The organism is Lentzea sp. NPDC060358 (assembly GCF_042725365.1).
In the GTDB taxonomy this organism is placed as follows: domain Bacteria; phylum Actinomycetota; class Actinomycetes; order Mycobacteriales; family Pseudonocardiaceae; genus Lentzea.
This window is the reverse complement of sequence record NZ_JBHXCW010000006.1, coordinates 30705-47493: the sequence shown is the minus strand read 5'-3', so window position 1 is coordinate 47493 and position 16789 is coordinate 30705. Positions and strand designations below refer to the sequence as shown.

At 69.8% G+C, this 16789-nt stretch carries 17 protein-coding genes and 3 tRNA genes; 4 read left to right on the top strand and 16 right to left on the bottom strand.

From position 1 onward, the window contains the following. Window positions 1-3: 3 nt before the first annotated feature. The 6 genes from ACFWGZ_RS02610 to ACFWGZ_RS02585 form a co-directional block, all read right to left on the bottom strand. A complete protein-coding gene (locus ACFWGZ_RS02610) occupies window positions 4-990 on the bottom strand; it encodes an AAA family ATPase (RefSeq protein WP_382449688.1) in 987 nt (328 codons plus the stop codon). A gap of 88 nt (window positions 991-1078) precedes the next feature. Next, the gene (locus tag ACFWGZ_RS02605; RefSeq protein WP_382449687.1) at window positions 1079-2779 is read right to left on the bottom strand and encodes a hypothetical protein; all 1701 of its coding nucleotides are present in this window, start codon (window positions 2777-2779) and stop codon (window positions 1079-1081) included. Between the two features lie 240 nt (window positions 2780-3019). Then, window positions 3020-3091, bottom strand: a tRNA-Asn gene (locus ACFWGZ_RS02600). Window positions 3092-3095: 4 nt separating this feature from the next. Then, window positions 3096-3167: transfer RNA gene (locus ACFWGZ_RS02595), tRNA-Arg, on the bottom strand. Window positions 3168-3258: 91 nt separating this feature from the next. Continuing rightward, window positions 3259-3330: transfer RNA gene (locus ACFWGZ_RS02590), tRNA-Arg, on the bottom strand. Window positions 3331-3587: 257 nt separating this feature from the next. Beyond that, window positions 3588-4151 (bottom strand): dihydrofolate reductase family protein, encoded by a 564-nt coding sequence (locus tag ACFWGZ_RS02585; RefSeq protein WP_382449686.1) that lies wholly within the window; start codon window positions 4149-4151, stop codon window positions 3588-3590. Between the two features lie 75 nt (window positions 4152-4226). Here ACFWGZ_RS02585 and ACFWGZ_RS02580 point away from each other — a divergent pair, with 75 nt between their 5' ends. After that, the gene (locus ACFWGZ_RS02580) at window positions 4227-4802 is read left to right on the top strand and encodes a TetR/AcrR family transcriptional regulator (RefSeq protein WP_382449685.1); all 576 of its coding nucleotides are present in this window, start codon (window positions 4227-4229) and stop codon (window positions 4800-4802) included. Here ACFWGZ_RS02580 and ACFWGZ_RS02575 read toward each other — a convergent pair. The 3 genes from ACFWGZ_RS02575 to ACFWGZ_RS02565 are packed head-to-tail and all read right to left on the bottom strand — an operon-like array spanning window position 4799 to window position 6871. After that, on the bottom strand, window positions 4799-5119 hold the full coding sequence (locus tag ACFWGZ_RS02575; RefSeq protein WP_382409707.1) for a DUF3017 domain-containing protein: 321 nt from the start codon (window positions 5117-5119) through the stop codon (window positions 4799-4801). The two genes, ACFWGZ_RS02580 and ACFWGZ_RS02575, sit on opposite strands and share 4 nt — an antisense overlap. Then, window positions 5106-5954 (bottom strand): bifunctional methylenetetrahydrofolate dehydrogenase/methenyltetrahydrofolate cyclohydrolase, encoded by an 849-nt coding sequence (locus ACFWGZ_RS02570; protein ID WP_382449684.1) that lies wholly within the window; start codon window positions 5952-5954, stop codon window positions 5106-5108. Before ACFWGZ_RS02570 ends, ACFWGZ_RS02575 begins: the two co-directional genes overlap by 14 nt. Further along, the gene (locus ACFWGZ_RS02565) at window positions 5951-6871 is read right to left on the bottom strand and encodes a DMT family transporter (protein ID WP_382449683.1); all 921 of its coding nucleotides are present in this window, start codon (window positions 6869-6871) and stop codon (window positions 5951-5953) included. Before ACFWGZ_RS02565 ends, ACFWGZ_RS02570 begins: the two co-directional genes overlap by 4 nt. Window positions 6872-7009: 138 nt before the next feature. On the opposite strand from ACFWGZ_RS02565, the gene ACFWGZ_RS02560 reads away from it, so the two are divergent. Then, a complete protein-coding gene (locus ACFWGZ_RS02560; protein WP_382449682.1) occupies window positions 7010-9619 on the top strand; it encodes a glycohydrolase toxin TNT-related protein in 2610 nt (869 codons plus the stop codon). On the opposite strand, the gene ACFWGZ_RS02555 is transcribed toward ACFWGZ_RS02560, so the two are convergent. Then, window positions 9605-10204: a pentapeptide repeat-containing protein gene (locus ACFWGZ_RS02555; protein WP_382449681.1), complete on the bottom strand. Its 600-nt coding sequence runs from the start codon at window positions 10202-10204 to the stop codon at window positions 9605-9607. The genes ACFWGZ_RS02560 and ACFWGZ_RS02555 overlap by 15 nt on opposite strands. A gap of 92 nt (window positions 10205-10296) precedes the next feature. Between ACFWGZ_RS02555 and ACFWGZ_RS02550 the strand changes: the two genes are divergently transcribed. Next, on the top strand, window positions 10297-11277 hold the full coding sequence (locus ACFWGZ_RS02550; protein ID WP_382449706.1) for a malate dehydrogenase: 981 nt from the start codon (window positions 10297-10299) through the stop codon (window positions 11275-11277). A 22-nt stretch (window positions 11278-11299) separates the two neighbouring features. Next, on the top strand, window positions 11300-12112 hold the full coding sequence (locus ACFWGZ_RS02545) for an inositol monophosphatase family protein (RefSeq protein WP_382449680.1): 813 nt from the start codon (window positions 11300-11302) through the stop codon (window positions 12110-12112). Here the strand turns inward: ACFWGZ_RS02545 and ACFWGZ_RS02540 are convergent. The 6 genes from ACFWGZ_RS02540 to ACFWGZ_RS02515 all read right to left on the bottom strand — a co-directional run bounded on the left by ACFWGZ_RS02540 (window position 12109) and on the right by ACFWGZ_RS02515 (window position 16752). After that, a complete protein-coding gene (locus ACFWGZ_RS02540) occupies window positions 12109-12300 on the bottom strand; it encodes a DUF1918 domain-containing protein (RefSeq protein WP_382449679.1) in 192 nt (63 codons plus the stop codon). The two genes, ACFWGZ_RS02545 and ACFWGZ_RS02540, sit on opposite strands and share 4 nt — an antisense overlap. A 97-nt stretch (window positions 12301-12397) precedes the next feature. Next, window positions 12398-12745: a hypothetical protein gene (locus ACFWGZ_RS02535; protein WP_382449678.1), complete on the bottom strand. Its 348-nt coding sequence runs from the start codon at window positions 12743-12745 to the stop codon at window positions 12398-12400. 37 nt (window positions 12746-12782) lie between these two features. Then, a complete protein-coding gene (locus tag ACFWGZ_RS02530; RefSeq protein WP_382449677.1) occupies window positions 12783-13763 on the bottom strand; it encodes an ATP-binding cassette domain-containing protein in 981 nt (326 codons plus the stop codon). Further along, window positions 13760-14557, bottom strand: coding sequence for an ABC transporter permease (locus tag ACFWGZ_RS02525; protein ID WP_382449676.1), 798 nt, complete (start codon window positions 14555-14557; stop codon window positions 13760-13762). Before ACFWGZ_RS02525 ends, ACFWGZ_RS02530 begins: the two co-directional genes overlap by 4 nt. Then, a complete protein-coding gene (locus ACFWGZ_RS02520; protein ID WP_382449675.1) occupies window positions 14550-15260 on the bottom strand; it encodes an ABC transporter permease in 711 nt (236 codons plus the stop codon). Before ACFWGZ_RS02520 ends, ACFWGZ_RS02525 begins: the two co-directional genes overlap by 8 nt. Window positions 15261-15372: 112 nt before the next feature. After that, window positions 15373-16752 (bottom strand): serine/threonine-protein kinase, encoded by a 1380-nt coding sequence (locus tag ACFWGZ_RS02515; protein WP_382449674.1) that lies wholly within the window; start codon window positions 16750-16752, stop codon window positions 15373-15375. Window positions 16753-16789: the final 37 nt, after the last annotated feature.

Genomic DNA, 16789 nt, shown 5'->3' with positions numbered 1-16789 from the left:
GGGTCATCTGCCCGTCGTGAGTCGGTGCCAGAGCGAGTCGATCAGGCGCGGCCAGGCGACGCCGTCCGGTTTGTAGGCACCCGAGGTCGCGAGGTACACGGCGTCGAGGAGCCGGTCGGCCGGGATTCCGCCTTCCGCACGGCTCTTCTCCACGAACTCGCGCACGAGGGTGTCGCGGTGCCGGCCCTCCTGGTCCAGGAGGTGGTTGGCGACCATCGCGGCCAGTTGTTCGACGTTCGGGTCCTTGATTTCCAGCTGCAACGCGCGGCGGAGGAATGCGGGCGGGAATTCGCGCTCGCCGTTGCTCGTCATGATGACGATCGGGAACGCGTGACAGCGGACCAGGCCGTCCGTCACCGTTGCCGTCACATTTGGATCCGCGGTGTGCACCGTCATCTCGTGCGACGAATGGCGAACGCGCGCCAGTTCGTCGATCGTGAACTCCCCGTCCTCGAAGATGCTCAGGAGGTTGTTGGGGAGATCGGACTCGCTCTTGTCCAACTCGTCGATGAGGAGCACCCGCGGCAGTTTCCTGGGCAGGAATGCCGTTCCCAGCGGACCGAGACGCAGGAAATCGCCGATGGGCAGGTCGTCGACCGGACCGGATTGCTGGCTGGTCGCAGCTGCCTGCAGACGGCCGATCGCGTCGTAGCGGTAAAGACCCGATTCGAGGGTGGTGTGCGTGGAAATCGACCATTTCAACACGCGGCCGAGACGCAGTTCTCGCGCGATCCGGTAGGCGAGAGCCGATTTGCCCACGCCTGGCTTTCCGGTCAGCAGCAGCGGGCGGCGCAGGTACAGGCTCGCGTTGACCATGTCGAGCTCGTGGGCGTCGATGTGCTGCTCGGTCAGGTGGTACTCGGAACCCAGCCGGCGGATCGCCTCGCCGTCGTCCTCCGGCGGGTGACCGTCCGACGAGGGGACCGGTCCGCCGTAGGCGCGCCACGGCGGCGGGGGCGGGAGGATCTCGGTCAGGTCGATGTCGTACATGGGGCGCCCTGTTCCCCGGTAGATCCACCAGTCGGGTGCGAGGGGGGCGTTCGCTCCGGGGTCGTCAGCGCTCATCCGTTCTGCCCCTTCACTGTCCGGCCGGGTTCGGCGGGAAGGTTCTGGTCGGGTCGTCCCAGAGCACCACAAGATCGCGTATGAGGTCGTCGGGGCCGGCGGACAGGTGGGCCGCCCTGCGCTGCTCCGGCAGGTCGAGCACGCCACCGGGCCCGCCGGCCAGGCGGTCGACGAGCTCGCGCAGCTCCTCGGACGAGGCCGTCGGGTGCCACAGGATCACCGGCAGGCCGGCTCTCAGCGCCGGCACCAGGAACTCCGGCGCGGTGCGCGGCTCAGGGCGAGCGGATGGCGGTTTGTCCATTACCAGCCCAATCCATCTGGAATCACTCAGCACTGCGTCGATCGGATTCTCCCCTGCCGATGATGCTCCGACCGAGTGAATTCGCTCTGCGGCGGGGTCCTCCAGCATAGAGTCCCACCGCATGCGCCAGGCACGGTGCCAGTGTTTTGAGTGCATTCTTTCGAGTGAACGCATGATCAGCGTGTAGTCGAGCACGAGTGGGCGTGGATCACCGGAACTGTGCTCTTTGCTCCACGTGTAGATCGGCAATTGAAGCAGCTGGCGCGCCAGCAGGAATTCCAGGGTCACGGCCGCTGCTTGATCGGACCACGCGCTCTCCGCCTGAACGATCACTTCGTCGACCTGGTATTCCAACTCGTCGATGCTCACTTCGTGAACTCCGCCGCGTTGTGGTGACCGGTCGTCGGGATCGTCCTGCCGCCAGAAGGAGAGGATGCAGCGGCCTGAATCGATAGAGTCGAGCTCGACCCCGAACATCAGGTGCAGGTGCGGTTCCGCCGGAATCGGCAGACGCGTTTCGCGCTGTTCCTCCAGTGCGGGCGTCCGGCGCAGTTTGCGCGCGCTCTGCTCCGCCCAGTCGGTCAGGCGTGCGCCGATCTCCCCGCCGACCTCCCGGGCGACGAGCTCGACGAACAGGACCGCCGGCGGCACGCCGTCGGGACCCGCGTTGAAGTCGGCGAGGTGGAGGTAGGCCTCCCACGCCGAGCTGAACGGCTGGGCGGGCACGGCGGACCTGGTGGCGCGGCTGACGAGGATCGACAGGTGCGGCGTCTCGACCTCGACGAGCCAGCTGTGCAGTTCCTTGAGCTCGTCGATCGGGTTGAGCGGCAGCACCACCGACTCGTCCTGCTCGGCCAGCGGCGGCGGGCTCGATCGAGCGTTCTCGCCGTGCAGACGCAACCACGCGTGGCCCTTGTAGCTCTTGATCGTCACTTCGATCTGGCGGTAGGCCTCCGGCGCGGTGCCGGGATCCTGCTGGATGACCTCGGTGTAGAAGTGGTCCGAGGCGATCAGCGCCAGCAGTCCGTCGGAGTGCCGCAGCGCGACCTTGGCGTCCTGGGCGTCCAGGATCCGGAACGCGGCGATCAGCGCCAGACCGGTCCAGCCGTGCTCGTCCTGGTAGATCTCACCGGAGTGCACCGCCACCCGCAGCTTCATCCTGGCTTCGGCGACCCTGGTCGAGTTGAAGCGGCGGATCTCGGAGAGCAGCCGGTCGGGCAGTTTGTCGGCCAGCTGGCTCTTGGGGAAGGTGGGCGGGACGAGGATCATCATGCCGTCGCCGCGGTCCTCGTGGTAGCACTCGTCGTGGTCGATGCCCGCTCCGTCGAACGCTCGCTTCACCACGCCGTACAGGCCATCGCGCAACTCGGTCTGGTGGATCGCCATCCTCTGGCCGAAGTCCGCGATGTCCACGTTCACGATGGTCCGGTGCTCTGTCGGCGCAAGTGGCACGAGCCAGTCCCCTCCCACGACACGACATGACCTGCCGGTCCGTCGAGTACCAGATCGGCCAGTCGTCCCACCACGTCAGATGACGCACAACGCTCGATGGTTGGAAGATCGCGACCAAGTGCGGTCGTGGTGGGCCGGCATGCCCACAGTCTTGCTCCGGGAACAAGCTCCCGAGTCGGTTGTCAATCAAATGACATTGAGTTCCCCTGCCAGGACTCGAACCTGGTCCTCCCGCGTAACAGTCGGGCGTGCTGCCGGCAGCACCTCAGAGGACGCGCACCCCCGGCAGGAGTCGAACCTGCGTCTCCGGCTTCGGAGGCCGGTGTCGTGTCCGCTGGACCACGAGGGTCTTTCTCTTCACCAGTCGGATGCCCGCGAGTCGAACGCGGTTTTTCCTCAACCCGAATGAGGCGGGTTTCCGTCTCCCTCGCACCCGTCAGCACCCCTGCCAGGAGTCGAACCTGAATCTCGGCGTTCGTAGCGCCGCACTCTCTCCATTGAGCTACAGGGGTAGAAATGCACAGCAAAGAAAAGGAGCCGCCCGTTCGGTTTCCCGAAGGGCGGCTCCCCGTGGTGGCCTCGGTCGGGCCACTACAAGGAGCTCACCTGCACGAACGGTCGCCGCAGGGCGGGGCGGCCCGACGGGCGCACGCACGCGGCAGCGCGGCGGAGGTGCCGGCCTCGCATCTCGTGGCTCGTCATGGCTTTTCCCTTCGGCTTGGTGTGGTACGAGTATTGCGGGCGCGATCGGCGTCCGTCAATCATTTTCTCACGCGCGTTCATAAGTCATGAACGAAACGCCGCTCTCGAACAGCTGTCCGTTCGTGCGCTCGAACTTCGTGATGCCGGCCTCGCCGTCGAACAACGGGATGCCGCGGCCGAAGACCACGGGGTGGATCTTGAGCAGCAGCCTGTCGATCTGCGGCAGCAGTGCGGCGGCCAGCTTGCCGCCGCCGCACAGCCAGATGTCGAGGCCGTCCTCCTGCTTGAGGGCGGCGACGCGGCCGGCGACGTCGGCGTTGATCACCTCGACGTCCGGCGGGGTGCCGGTCACCTGGGTCGACACCACGAACTGGCGCAGGTGCGCGTAGGGCGACGGCAGGCCGCCGGGCACCTCGTAGGTGTTGCGGCCCATCAGGACCGTGTCGAAGTTCGGGTTCGGTGCGTCCTGCAGGCCCAGGGCTTCGCGGAACTGGGTGGGCAGGGTGTCCGGGTAGACGGCGTTGATGCCGGCCATGTGGTCGCCCTCGAAGACGAAGCCGTCGAAGGTCCCGTCCTCGGCGGCGATGAAACCGTCCAGCGTGACGGCCACGTAGTACACGAGCTTTCGCATCTCGGAACTCCCCTCGATCGGTCAACCACGACAAACGTAGTACTATGTCCGTAGTGGTTTTCAAGGAGGTAAGCAGTGGTGCGGAACGAGGCACGGCGAACGGCACTGCTCGACGCGGCGGTCGACGTCCTGGCCGAGGAGGGGGCGCGGGGGCTGACCTACCGCGCGATCGACGTGAGGGCCGGGGTGCCGGCGGGCACGGCGTCCAACTACTTCGCGAACCGCGACGAGCTGATGGTCGAGGTGATGGCACGGGTGCACGTGCGGCTCATGCCGTCGGACGAGTCGGTGGCCGCGTCGCTGGACCTGCCGCGCGACAGGGAGCTGACCGTCAAGTTCATGCACGACATCATCAGGCGGGCGGACGCCGACAAGGCCTGCTACCTCGCGATGATGGAGCTGCGGCTCGAGGCCACGCGCCGGCCGGAGATCCGGGACGCGCTCACGCGGACGATCGCCGAGAACATCGAGGCCAACGTCGCGTTCAACGAGGAGTCGGCGCTGCCGGGCGACCGGATGACCGTCGTCTCGCTGTACTTCGCGATGACCGGGCTGATCTACGAACGGCTGACGCTGCCGGACGTGGTCGCGGCGATGGACCTCGACGAACTCGTCGAGGTCCTCGTCGACCGCGCCATCGGCCCGGACTAGCGGCTGAGCGGGCCGCCGGTGATCGTCAGGGCGACGGCGATCACCACGATGCCCAGCGTCGAGTAGAGGAACGCGTCCATGCCGCGGCCGCGGATCTTGATCAGGCCCGCCTGCTCGTCCGTCACGAGGATCCGCAGCACGGCCGCGACCAGCAGCGACACGCCCAGCAGGACCGCGCCCTGCCGCCAGTGGTACTGGAAGATGCGCACCAGCCCGAGCACGCCGACCCCGAGCACCAGCGCGAACGGCAGGTGCTTGCCGGGGCCGGAACGCCAGCGCTGTTCGCCCATGAGCGCCTGCGCGTCAGACCGCTGCATGCGCGCGCTCGGCGGCTTCGACGGTGTTGGTCAGCAGCATCGCGACGGTCATCGGGCCGGCGCCGCCGGGGATCGGGGCGAGCCAGCCGGCCACCTCGCGGACCTCGGGGGCCACGTCGCCGACGAGGCCCGCCTCGGTGCGGGTGATGCCGACGTCGACCACGGCCGCACCCGGCTTGACCATGTCCGCGGTGATCAGGCCGGGGCTGCCGGCGCCCGCGATCACGATGTCCGCGCGGCGCACCTCGGCCGCCAGGTCCTTGGTGCCGGTGTGGCACAGCGTCACGGTCGCGTTCTCGGTGCGGCGGGTCAGCAGCAGGCCGATCGGGCGGCCGACGGTGACGCCGCGGCCGACCACGGTGACGTTCGCGCCGGCGAGCGGCACGTCGTAGCGGCGCAGCAGCTCCACGATGCCGCGCGGGGTCGCGGGCAGCGCCGCCTCCTCGCCGAGCACGAGTTTGCCGAGGTTGACCGGGTGCAGGCCGTCGCCGTCCTTGGCCGGGTCGATGCGCTCCAGGATCGCGTTCGCGTTCAGGTGCTTCGGCAGCGGGAGCTGGACGATGTAGGCGGTGACCTCGGGGTTCGCGTTCAGCTCGTCGATGACGGCCTCGAGCTCCTCCTGGGTGGTCTCCTCGGGCAGGTCGCGCCGGATGGACTTGATGCCCACCTTCTCGCACGCGCGGTGCTTGCCCTTCACGTACGAGTGCGAGCCGGGGTCGTCGCCGACCAGCACGGTGGCCAGACCGACGGAGCCGGGCAGCGCGGCGACCCGCGCCTTGAGGTCCTCGAACAGCGCGTTCCGGGTTTCGTTGCCGTTGAGCAGCGTCGCAGTCACGGCCTCATCTTCCCACTGGGCAACGCCGCGACGCCCACCGACACCAGCGTCAGCACCACGCCCACGGCGGTCGGCACCGCGAGGTGACCGGTCACCGCGTCGAGCAGCACGGCCCCGACGAGCTGCCCGCTCACACCGCACAACCCGACCATCAGCACGCCGATGAACCGCACGGACACGATCGCCCCGCCCACGCCGACGATGCCGAGCAGACCACCCGCGTAGAGCCACCAGTCCGACGGGAACGAGCCGGGCACCCCGCCCCACGCCACGGCGTTGACCAGCGCCAGCGCGACCGTGCCGACGGTGAAGTTGACCAGGATCGTCGCCGCGGAGTGCTTCGCGGCCTCGCGGACCAGCCCGTTCACCGCCTGCTGCCAGCCCATCAGCAGGCCCGCGACCAGCGGCAGCACCGCGAGCCACAGCGCGCCGGGCGAGGTGAACCGGTTCGACACCGCGATCGCGACGGCGACGACGCCGACCGCCGCCCCGGCCACGCGGGTCTTCGTGATCGGCTTCGGCTCACCGGGCCCGACGCCGAGGTTGTCCACCACCGCGCTGCTCACGACCTGCCCGATCACCACGGCGACCGTGAACACCGCCACACCGATCGTCGCGACCGCGAGGCCCTGCGACCCGACGAGCACCGCGCCGCTGATCCCGCCGACGCACTCCCACCACCGGATGCGGCGGTGCGCCAGCGCGTCGCGCAGCCGCAGCAGCCCGTCCCGTCCGGACTGTCGCGACAGGACGACCGCGAGCAGCACGAACCACCCGCCGGCGAAGGAGATCAACGCCGCCAGCAGCCCGTTGTGCACCGACTCCGCGAGTGAGGAGTTGACCCGCGCCTGGACCGCGATGGCGACGCCTCCCACCGCCGCGAGCAGACCTCCGGTCACCTGCGCAGACCGCGACACAGCTCCTCCAGTCCGGACGGTGGCGTTCTTGATCAGCTTTAACCTTGCACCCGCACCACGTTATGGTCGGGCCTCCACCGTTCGGCGCAGTGGCGGGGGACGTGTGCGATCCGGCGAGTTGCGGGGGAAGATGTTGGCGTGTCCGAGCCGAAACCGTTGAACCCTACTGAGCAGGACGCTCTGGTCAAGCAGATCGGCCTGACTCTCATGCGGGCCGCTCCCGAGGACTGGCGCAGCGTGATCGCGCAGTACCGGGCCACGGGCCGGTACTTCGAACTGGAGGCCGAACTGCGCCTGCAGGACGGCACCTCGCACGCGTGGGCGCCGCCGCAGGACGTGGCGTCGCTGTTCGCGCGGCTGCGCTCCGGCATGCACCGCGAGGGCCGGGGCAGCTGGACCAACGCCCGCTACCAGCTCGACCACCCGTCGAGCTACAACCTCGACTTCGACCGCGCCGAGCCGGGCTGGCAGACGCCACCTCCGCACCAGGCCTACGTCGACGAGATGCGGTACTTCCCGCGCGCCGAGGAGAACGTCCCCGACTGGCTGCGCCGCAGGCTGAGCCCGCCGACTCCGGTGTTCCGCACCGCCCGCGTGTTCGACGGCGCCGGCCCCGGTGGCCGTCCGTCGGTCAACCGGCCGCCGGTGCCGGAGTCCGAGGTCGCGCCGCTGCTCGCGTACCTGTCGAACGCGCCGGTCGCCGTGGCCGGCCGCGGCTTCGACGCCGACGTCCTGCACCCCGAGTCGCCGCTGGTCGTGCCGTCCGGGTTCCAGACCGACGGCGTGTGGATCTGGCCCGTCGGCGTGAGCTTCTACCTGCGCAAGTACGGCGTGCCGCCCGAGCCGGAACTGGTCGAGCGCGCCCGCGCCGCCGCCTTCGGCCTCCCGGACGTGTCCGAGGAGTCGAGGCTCGCCGCCGCCGCGAACCTCGGCGCTCCCGCCGCGCCCGCGGGCACCGCGGTGCCGGAGCCCGCGCCGGAGCCCGAACCCGTGCGGGAGCCCGAACCGCAGGCGGAGGAGACGCAGTTCGTCGCCGCGCCCCGGTTCGAGGACGAGAAGGACGACGAGGAGGAGGAGTACGACTTCGGGCCGCTCATCCCGGACCCGAAGGACGTCTCCGCCGAACGCGCGCAGGCCGAGCCCAAGCCCGAGGACCTCAACGCCCCGATCGTGGTCCCGACGCCTCCGCCGGCCGGGGACGGACCCCCCTATCGGGTGGTCTTCGACTCCGACGGCGTGCCCGACCACGTCGACGAGCGGCGCCTGCGCGACACCTACGGCGCGGGCATGGACCTCTTCGCCCCGCACCCGAACGACTTCGACGACCCGGAGCCGGTCGCGGACCCGGCCGACGAGCAGGACGCCGAGGACGAACGCCCGGTCGTGGACGTCCCCGAGGAACCCGAGATCCCCACCGCGGGCCCCGATGAGCCCGTCCTGCTCACGCACCAGCGCGAGGAGGAGCGGACCGACCACCTCCTCGCGGAGTCCGAGGACCACCCGCGTGACGACGTGCAGGACACGATGGCCTGGAGCCCGGTGCTCGACGAGCCGCTGGAGAGCCCGGCCGAGGTGACCGAGGAGCACCCGGTCGTGCCCGTCGCCGACGACGAGCCGGACCTCGCGCCCGAGGACGAGATCGAGTCCACGACGTCGTTCGAGTCCGCCGTCGAGCCCGAGGACGACGCCGAGTTCGAGTCGCGCTTCGACGCCCAGCTCGACTCGCACTTCGAGCAGGAGCCCGTCGCGGAGCCCGCGCCGGTCGTCGTCCCCGCGCCCGCTCGGGTGGAGGAGACGACCCAGTTCGACGCGGCCCTGTTCCAGGACCCGGAACCCGAGCCCGAACCGGAGCCGGAACCCGAACCGGAACCCGAACCGGAGCCCGAGCCGGAACCGGTCAGGCCGCCCCGGCAGGTCACGCCGGAGGAGGACCGCGACCTCGCGGGCACCCGCCGCGCGCTCGACGACCTGAGCGTGCCGCACGGCGTGTACCGCATCGGCGAGCCCGCCGACCGCACCTGGACGCTGCGCCTCGACGGCGAGAGCTGGGAGGTGTGCTGGTTCGACCAGGGCCCGAAGAACCCGGTGCGGTTCGAGAAGGTCGAGGACGCCTCGGCGTACCTGGTGGGCAGGCTCGTGCTGGGCAACTTCCGCACGGTCCAGCGCCCGCAGCAGCCGCCGCAGCTCCCGATGCCGCCGCGGCCGATGAGCAACGGCTTCCGCGAGGAGCCGCGCCGCCCCGTTCCGCCGCAGCGCCCGCCGATGCCCCAGCAGGTGCCGCAGCAGGCTCCCCAGCAGGCACCGACCCAGGTGGTGCAGGCCCCGCCGAAGCTGCCCGCGCCGGCCCCGGCTCCCTCGCCGGTCGCCGCCGCGGTCGCGCAGGAGGAGCCGTCGAAGCGGAAGTTCCCGATCTCGCCGCTGGCCGGCGAGCCGCCGCTGACGTTGTTCCGCCACAAGCAGATGTTCGAGCTGCCGGCGGGCACCGAGATCGACCGCTACGGCGACCAGAACGGCAACTTGGTCTACGTGGCGGGCACGCCGTTCCCGGAACGCAGCCTCGTGCCGTCGTGGATCAACCGCCCGTACCGCGTGTACCGGTTGCGGCGCCCGCTCGAGGTGCTGAGCGGGGTCGCGGTGCCGTGGTTCGAGCAGCCGGGCGGCGGAACCGCCTACCTGCTGCCGAAGGCGATCGAGGAGATGGTGGCGGACGGCGTCCTCGTGGAGATCACGGGATCAGCCGACAACTAGTCCGTGGGCGGCCGCGAACGCGATCGCCTGGTCGATGTCGATCAGGGCTCCGGCGAGCTTGGCCTGCCGGAGCCCGTTCGCGTCCACGAGCGCCCCGCGCAGGTCGGCTCCCTCGAGCTTGGCGTCGAGCAGCCGCGCGCCCATCAGGTCGGCCCGGCTCAGGTCGGTGTTGCGCAGGTCGGCTTCGCTGAGGTTCGTCTCGCGGAACCTCTGCCCGCTCAGCTTCATGTCGTGCAGCGGTGCGCGCACGAACGACGCCAGCGTGAAGTCCACCTCGGTGAACGTGGTCGGGCGCAGCACGCAGTCGACGAAGTTCGAGCCCATCAGGCTGCACGACGTGAACGACGACCGGGTCAGCACCGTGCGGTCGAAGGTGCACTGCCGGAACGCCGTCGCGTGGTGCCTCGACTCGCCCAGATCCGTGCGGGTGAAGTCGCAGCGGGTGAAGGTGCAGCCCGTCGTGACGAGCGAGCGGAGATCGGCCTCGGCGAAGTCGCAGTCCGTGAAGGTGCGCTTCTCCCACTGCTGGTCAGGCAGATTGGCGTCGGAGTAGTCCTCTCCGACCTCTTCCACCGGGTTGTCCACTCTCACACTCTCGCAGAGTGCCCGTGTTGGTAACGTGCGGGTCGCCGGGCGACCTGCCCGACGTCAACGAGGACCGTCATTCGGGAAGGCTCATGACCCGCACGCCCGTGAACGTCACTGTCACCGGTGCGGCCGGCCAGATCGGCTACGCACTGCTCTTCCGCATCGCTTCCGGCCACCTGCTCGGCCCGGACACCCCGGTCAACCTGCGGCTGCTGGAGATCACCCCGGCGCTGAAGGCCGCCGAGGGCACCGCGATGGAGCTCGACGACTGCGCCTTCCCGCTGCTCAAGGGCATCACGATCACCGACGACGCGAAGACCGCGTTCGACGGCGTGAACGTCGCCCTGCTCGTCGGCGCCCGCCCCCGCACCAAGGGCATGGAGCGCGGCGACCTGCTCGAGGCCAACGGCGGCATCTTCAAGCCGCAGGGCGAGGCGATCAACGCCGGCGCCGCGGACGACGTGAAGGTGCTCGTGGTCGGCAACCCGGCCAACACCAACGCCCTCATCGCCCAGCAGCACGCGCCGGACGTCCCGCGCGAGCGCTTCACCGCGATGACGCGCCTGGACCACAACCGCGCCCTGTCGCAGCTCGCGAAGAAGCTCGGCGTCGCGGTCACCGACATCGAGAAGATGACGATCTGGGGCAACCACTCGGCCACCCAGTACCCGGACCTGTTCCACGCCGAGGTCGGTGGCAAGACCGCCGCCGAGGCCGTGAACGACCAGGCGTGGCTCGAGAACGAGTTCATCCCGACCGTCGCGAAGCGCGGTGCGGCGATCATCGAGGCCAGGGGCGCGTCCTCCGCCGCCTCGGCCGCGAACGCCGCCATCGACCACGTCTACGACTGGGTCAACGGCACCGAGTGGACCTCGATGGCCATCCCGTCCGACGGCTCGTACGGCGTGCCTGAGGGCATCATCTCGTCGTTCCCGGTCCGCACCTCGAACGGCAGCTACGAGATCATCCAGGGCCTGGAGATCGACGAGTTCTCGCGCGCCCGCATCGACGCCTCCGTGGCCGAGCTGGTCGAGGAGCGCGACGCGGTCAAGGGCCTCGGCCTGATCTGAGTTCGCGTGGCAGGGTGGGGACGTGCTGATCCCATGGGACGTCCCCCAGCCACAGCTCTCCGATGACGTGCACCCCGCGCTCGCCGATGCCGCCCGTGCGGCGTCGGCGGCGTACGGGCGCGCCCGCTCTCTGCACACGCGCCTCGAGCTCCGCGAGGAAGTGGCGGACGGCGCCGACGGAACACCGACGATGCGCGTCGACCGCATCGTCGAAGACGCGATCCTGGAGTCCATCCACCGCAGTCGCGTGAACCTGCTCTCCGAGGAAGCCGGGTTCGTCGACAACGGTTCCTCGATCACCCTCGTCATCGACCCGGTCGACGGGTCCGCGAACGCCGCGTTCGGCGTTCCCCTCTCCTGCTTCGCCGGTGCGCTCGTGGAAGACGGCACGGCGAAGGAAGCCCTCACGACGTGGTTCGACACGGGCCGTGCGTGGCATGCGCGCGCAGGAGTGCCCACGTCGTTCCGCACCACCGGACGCACCTCTTTGGACGGTGCGTCGGTGTGCCTGATGCGTCCGAAGACCGGCACGCAGGACGCGTGGCTGCGCATCGCGAACCGCGCCGACCGCATCCGGGTGCTGTGCACGACGTGCCTGGAGACGATGCTCGTCGCCGAGGGCACCGTGGACGCGTTCATCGACCCGGGCAGCGACACGCACCGGATCATGGACCTCGCGACGGCGCTGGTCACCGTGCCCGCGGCGGGCGGCGTGCTGGTCGACCTGCACGGCCGGCCGTTCACGTTCGAGCCCGACCTGACCCACCGGTGGTCGGGCGTGGCGGCAGCGACCCCTCAGCTGGCTGAGGAGCTGATCGCGACGGTGCTGGGTTAGACGGTGCCCCGCGACTCGACGACGCAGTCGGGTCCGGGGAACACCAGACCTTCGTGCCCGTCGTTGAAGCGCACGAGGTACGGCGGGTGGCCGTCGTTCCCGCGCACCTCGAGGATTTCGCCCAGCCGCTCGTCGAGACCGATCGAGCGGCTGTGGACGTGGAGCCTGTCACCCACTGTTGCTTGCATGGTGCTGCAACACCTCCGGTGTGCGGCGTGAGGCCTGCGCGATGAACGCGTTCAAGCCTAAGCCGACACCGGAGGCGCGCAACAGGGCCTCAAGTGCTCATCCGCCGCAGGCCGAGGACACCTTCGCCACGAGGTCGGCCTTCTGCTGCACCCAGTCCGCCGCGGAGCTGACGTTCTGCATGCCGTTGGCCGCCTCTTCGAGCGCCTTCTTCACCTGCTCGTCCGGCGCGGTGTTCGCGAGGTTCTCGAGCTCCTTGGCCTTGGCCTGGGTGTCCTCCAGCGCCTTCTGCGGGTCGCTCATGTCCGGCGAGAAACCCACCAGCTGGATCGCGTCAGCGCACAGCTTGACCTTGTCCGCGGTGTTGCTGACGTCCTGGATCGTGTCGCAGGCCGTCAGGCTGCCCAACGCGATGACGGCTGCCGCCAGCGGTCCGACTAGGCGCATTCGCTCTCCTTCTGCCCGAAGTGTCCGTTTGTGTTGGTTACGACTCTACCGACGAACGGGGCTGGTCGGCCTGGCGTTGGTAGAGCTTGCGGATGACGTCGTCGATCTCGGGCTCCACCACGGCGAGGTCGTGGACCTCCACCTGGCTCACCACCCGAGTGATCAGCTGCGCCGCCGTCGTCTCCGCTCTCCTGAACGTGAGGTGGTGTCGCAACCCGTTGGCCTCGCTGCGCACCGCCGTCACTCCTGGGACGTCCGGAGCCGGGCCCGGTTCCCTGAGGTCGATGACCAGCTCGCGGTCGGGCGTGACCTCGGCGCGCAGGGCGTCGAGCGGGCCGTCGGCGAGCACCCGGCCGCGGTCGATCACCATCAGCCGCGGGCAGAGCCGCTCGATGTCGTCCAGGTCGTGCGTGGTGAGCAGCAGCGTGGTGCCGCGGCGGGTGTTGATGTCCGCGAGGAACTCCCGCAGCCGCTCCTTGGACTCGAGGTCGAGGCCGATCGTCGGCTCGTCGAGCACCAGCAGCTCCGGCGCGTGCAGGAGCGCCGCCGTGATCTCGCCGCGCATCCGCTGGCCCAGCGAGAGCTGGCGCACCGGCGTGCCGAGGAGCTCCTGCAGGCCCAGGAGCTCGACGCACTCGTCGAGCCTCCTGCGGTGGTCCTGCGCGGACACCCGGTAGATCGACCTCAGCAGGTCGAAGCTGTCCCGCAGCGGCAGGTCCCACCAGAGCTGGCTGCGCTGGCCGAACACCACGCCGATGCGCCGGGCGAGGTCGCGGCGCTGCTTGGACGGGTCCACACCGCTCACACGGAGGTGACCGCTCGACGGCACGAGGATCCCGGTCAGCATCTTGATCGTCGTGGACTTGCCGGCGCCGTTCGGGCCGACGTACCCGACCGCCTCGCCGGCCGCCACGTCGAACGTGACGCCGTCCACCGCCGTGACGGTCTTGTAGTTGCGGCGCAAGCCCTTCGACGTGGCGACCTTGAACTCCCTGCGGAGCTCCCTGACCTCGATCATGATCCCGTTCCCCGGTAGTGCCCGACCGCGAACCGCCACACCAGCGCGGCGACCCCCGCCGCCAGCGCCGCGACGAGCGGTGATGTCCATCCGACCCAGCCCGGAAGGCCGAGCGGGTCCTGCTTCCCGAGCAGCGCGAGGCTCGGGTAGTACGCCACGAACGCACCCGGCACGACGAACGCCATCAGCCAGCGCAGCGGCCGTGAGTAGACGTTGATCGGGTACGAAGTGAAGGCGTTGCTGCCGTACGTGACGGCGTTGGCGAACTCGCGGCCCTCGACGATCCAGAAGCAGATCGAGCAGGCCACCACCCAGACCGAGCTGTAGATGACCGCGCCTGCGAGCGGTGTCGCGACGGCCAGCACGACCCTCGCCGGCGTCCAGTCGATCGACACGTGCGCGAGCGCGTAGACCAGCACGCCGAGCGCGCCGGTGATGCGGCCGACCCTGCGCAGCCGGATGTCGGAGCACATGATCTGCGGCAACGTCCGGAGCGGGCGCATCAGCAGCACGTCGAAGCTGCCCGTGCGGATGTAGTTCGGCAGGTGGTCGAGCTGTCCCGCGAACAGGTCCGCGACCCCGAACGCCGCGCCCGCGAACGCGTACATCAGCAGCACCTCGTCCCGGTCGAACCCGCCGAGCGCGGTGATGTGCGTGAACAGCACCAGGATCACGACCAGCTCGTAGCCCTGGGCGATCACCTGCGTGACGAGGTCGATCGCGAACGAGGAGCGGTAGGACAGCTGGCTCTTCAGCTTCGCGCCGATGAGCCGCGGGTAGACGAACTCAGCCACCCTGGACCACCACCTTGCGCTCGGCCCTGCGCAGCACGGCGTGGCCGGCAGCCAGCATCGCGACCGCCCAGAAGGCTTGGTACAGCAGGAGTTCCGTGGTGCTGCCGTGGCCGAGGAACACGTCGATGGGCGCCTGCAGCAACGCCGGGAAGGGCGTCGTCCACAGCACGTCGCGCGCCCAGCCGGGGAAGAACGAGATGGGTACCGTCAGGCCGCACAGCAGGCCGGACGTGACGTTCCAGAACGCGTACACCCCGCGGTTGTCGAGCAGCCAGAAAGCGCTGGCCTCGACGAGGAACCGCACCGCGAAGCTGATCACGAGCGCGATCGTGGCGCTCAGCAGGAAGAGCGGCCACCGCAGCGGGTTCTCGGGGAACTGGAACGGGAACAGCAGCATGCCGAACGCCATCGGCGGCGCCAGCCTGGTGAGGAAGGCGAAACCGCCGCGGCCGAGGTCCTGCGCGAGCAGGGCGCTCTGCAGGTGCCAGGGCCGGTAGAGGTCTACTACCACGTCACCGGATCGCACTCGCTCGGCGAGCTCGTTGTCGCCCCACAGCAGGACGAACCCGAGCAGCCCCTGCCCGATCCAGACGTAGGTGTTGGTGGCAGCGATGTCGTAGTCCGCGATCTCCCCGTTCGCCGCGGTGAGCGCGGCGGCCAGGATCGCGACCCTGAGCAGGCCGAAGACCACGTTCGTGGTCATTCCGGCCAGCATCGCTTGGCGGTAGGTCGAGTACCTTCGGAATCCAGCAATGATCAAATCGGCGTGAACACGCACGTCGGTCTACGTTAGCGACCGTCGCAAGTGGATTTTCCTACTTGCCGAAGGCGCTGGTCACGACCTCTCCGACCTCGGGCTGCGACGCGAGGCAGAGGAAGTAGTTGCGGGTGCCGTCCTTGAACCCGACCGCGGTGATCTCCCAGCCCGTCGTGTCGACCGTCGGGCGGGTGTTGGCCTTCATGGCCTCCGGCGTGCAGACGCCCTTCACCTCGGCCGAGGCCGCCAGCTCGTCCGAGTCGACCGCCGGGATGTCGCCGGACAGCCAGCCGCCCGCGAACGCCTCCCAGTAGTGCTCGTCGGCACAGGTGCCGACCTTGCGGGCGGCGGCGGGCATGCCGCCGAAGTTGTTGATGCCGCGGAAGCACGTCGACTGGTCGACGCAGAACGTCTCCCCGCACTTCTTGAGGAACGGCGGCACGTCCTCGGCGCCGCCGGGCTGCGTCGTCTGGGGGCCGGGTCCCAGGGCGTCGGTCTTCTGGTCCTTGCCGAGGAGGCTCCACGTGAGCAGGCCCGCACCGATCGCGAGGACCACACCCGCCGCGGCCGCGACCAACGGCCACCGCTTGCGCTTCGGAGGCGGGGGAGTGGCCGGAACCGTCGGCTGCCGCATCGGGTCGCGCAGCTCGTCCCGCAACTGGGCCGCGCTGGGCGTGCGCAGGTTGGCGTCCGGGTGCAACGCCCGCGCCAGCGCCTCGTGCAGAGCCGCCGGCACCCCGTCGACGGCGGGCACGGGACGGCGCAGGACCTCGCCGAGCTGGTCGAAGCTGTTGATGGGCCACGGAACCGGCCGCGGCGGCTTGCCGGCGAGCAGCGTGTAGAGCGTCGCGGCGAGCGAGTAGACGTCGGCCTGCGGCGTCGGCTCCGCCATCGCGAACGCCTCCGGCGGCGCGTAGCTGGGACTCAGGGCGTCCCTGGTGACCGTGCTGCCGCCCTGCGCGTCCAGCAGCGCCGCGAGCCCGAAGTCGGCGAGCTTCGGCGTGCCGTACCGGTCGACGAGGATGTTGCCGGGCTTGATGTCCCGGTGCAGCACCCCTTCCTGGTGCGCCGCCGCGAGCGCGTCCGCGAGCTTGATCCCGAGGTCCCGCACCTGCTCGGGGTGGAACGGCCCGTTCTTGTCGAGCTGGTCGGCGAGCGACCCGCCCGTGCACAGCTCCATGACGATGTAGGGCGTGCCCCAGGAGGTGATGTTCGCGTCGTGCACCCCGACGACGTGCGGGTGCCCGGACAACTTGGCCGCGGCCCGCGCCTCCCGCAGGAACCGGTGCCGGTCCCGTTCGTCGACCAGCACCCGGTTGTCGATCTTGACCGCGACGTTGCGATGCAACTGGGCCTGGTGGGCGATGTACACGGTGGCGAACCCACCGGCGCCCAGCGGTCTCAGGTCGGACAGGCCGGGAATCTGGGGTGCGGTCACGCGCCGCAGCTTAGTTCCGCACCCCGACAATCCTCCG

Bases quoted from the DNA above. Each gene is read 5' to 3' on its own strand.
- ACFWGZ_RS02520 (WP_382449675.1), bottom strand. From the start codon at position 15,260: ATGACCACGAACGTGGTCTTCGGCCTGCTCAGGGTCGCGATCCTGGCC.
- ACFWGZ_RS02540 (WP_382449679.1), bottom strand. From the start codon at position 12,300: ATGCAAGCAACAGTGGGTGACAGGCTCCACGTCCACAGCCGCTCGATC.
- ACFWGZ_RS02530 (WP_382449677.1), bottom strand. From the start codon at position 13,763: ATGATCGAGGTCAGGGAGCTCCGCAGGGAGTTCAAGGTCGCCACGTCG.
- ACFWGZ_RS02585 (WP_382449686.1), bottom strand. From the start codon at position 4,151: ATGCGAAAGCTCGTGTACTACGTGGCCGTCACGCTGGACGGTTTCATC.
- ACFWGZ_RS02610 (WP_382449688.1), bottom strand. From the start codon at position 990: ATGTACGACATCGACCTGACCGAGATCCTCCCGCCCCCGCCGCCGTGG.
- ACFWGZ_RS02550 (WP_382449706.1), top strand. From the start codon at position 10,297: ATGACCCGCACGCCCGTGAACGTCACTGTCACCGGTGCGGCCGGCCAG.
- ACFWGZ_RS02575 (WP_382409707.1), bottom strand. From the start codon at position 5,119: ATGCAGCGGTCTGACGCGCAGGCGCTCATGGGCGAACAGCGCTGGCGT.
- ACFWGZ_RS02535 (WP_382449678.1), bottom strand. From the start codon at position 12,745: ATGCGCCTAGTCGGACCGCTGGCGGCAGCCGTCATCGCGTTGGGCAGC.